Source organism: Vibrio sp. Vb0937 (assembly GCF_033338855.1).
On sequence record NZ_JAWOTK010000254.1, the window covers coordinates 1 to 1,279 of the forward strand.

Sequence of the window (1,279 nt, forward strand, 5' to 3'; positions counted from 1 at the left end):
AGAAACGTCCTTGCCCTCTCTTAACTTCATTCTCGCTAAGTTGGTAATTGGGGCACCTTCACTGCGTTCCGTCACGTGCCCATTTGCGATTTTGATGATTTCCGGCGCTTCGGCATCTAAGCTGTGGAGAACCACTTCAGTGTGTTCACCATACATACGTGCAATGCCATCCACGACGTTTTTCATAGAGTTCAAAATATCGAGATCACTCTTGGTGAGTTTCTTTAGTAGCAATGTTACTTCCCTTAGCAAAAACTGGAGGTTAGGCCGACATAATATCGATAATAGATTTGTCAGTATACGGCATACCGAAACGAACCATTGAGCCAACATTTCTTATCGTTTGCTCAACTTCTTCGCCTACTATACCTTGATTCTTAACACTGTGGTTACCCATCGCCATCAAATATGAGCGCACCGCCGTTGTCGACGAAGTACACACTTTCATCGCACAAGAGGACTTCGCACCATCACACACCATACCTGAACTATCGCTGATGACGTTTTGAATGGCGTAGCATGATTGCTCGAATGTACCACCAGCTAAATATACCAGCGCCATAGACGCCGCCGCACTGGTTACAGTGTTGCCACAAAATGCGGATAACGGTGGGTAATAAGATTTGATGTAAATAGCCCCTAAATGGCTCATGATCAACGCGCGAGCCAACTGTTCTTCGTCGTTTTGGAATACTTCTGCCGCAACTACAACTGGCATTGTAGCGGCAATACCTTGGTTCCCACTGCCGAAATTGCTCATGGCTGGCAACGTCGCCCCTCCCATGCGAGCATCAGACGCCGCGGATGTCATCATCTGTATACGACTCATTAAGTCATTGCCCAATAAGCCTTGCTCGATGTTGCCTTTTAGCGTGCGTCCAATTTCTAGGCCGTAACCTCGGTCGATACCTTCTTGAGCCAGCAAGGTATTGAGCTCTGCAGCTTGGAGAATGAATTTGATCTCTTCAAAAGGCGCTTGAGTGGCAAACTCATAGATTTGTTTGATCGAAATATCCACACCTTCACAAACAGAAGCGGTTGCAACGCGTTGCTGCGGTGGAGCATCAAAAATCACGTCGCCATTGCGCATGATCTGGATAATGTTGGTGTGACCGCCACTGATCGTGACCGAAACAACATCGTCACCAGAAGTGAGCGTTACGCTGCAATAAATGAATTCTTGCGTATCCATGCGCGCTACAGTTACCCGCTCTTCATCTATCAATTGTTGCTAAGTAGCGACATCCTGCTCATTAATCCGAGCCAACACATCCAGTTC

The 1,279-nt window shown here is 47.1% G+C and carries 1 protein-coding gene and 1 pseudogene; both read right to left on the minus strand.

The window, feature by feature from the left end:
- On the minus strand, nucleotides 1-234 hold a 234-nt coding region (locus tag R7P67_RS24865), incomplete at its 3' end, for a PAS domain-containing protein (protein WP_318086325.1).
- A gap of 28 nt (nucleotides 235-262) precedes the next feature.
- Nucleotides 263-1,279, minus strand: a pseudogene (locus R7P67_RS24870) (serine dehydratase subunit alpha family protein); the annotation flags it as partial.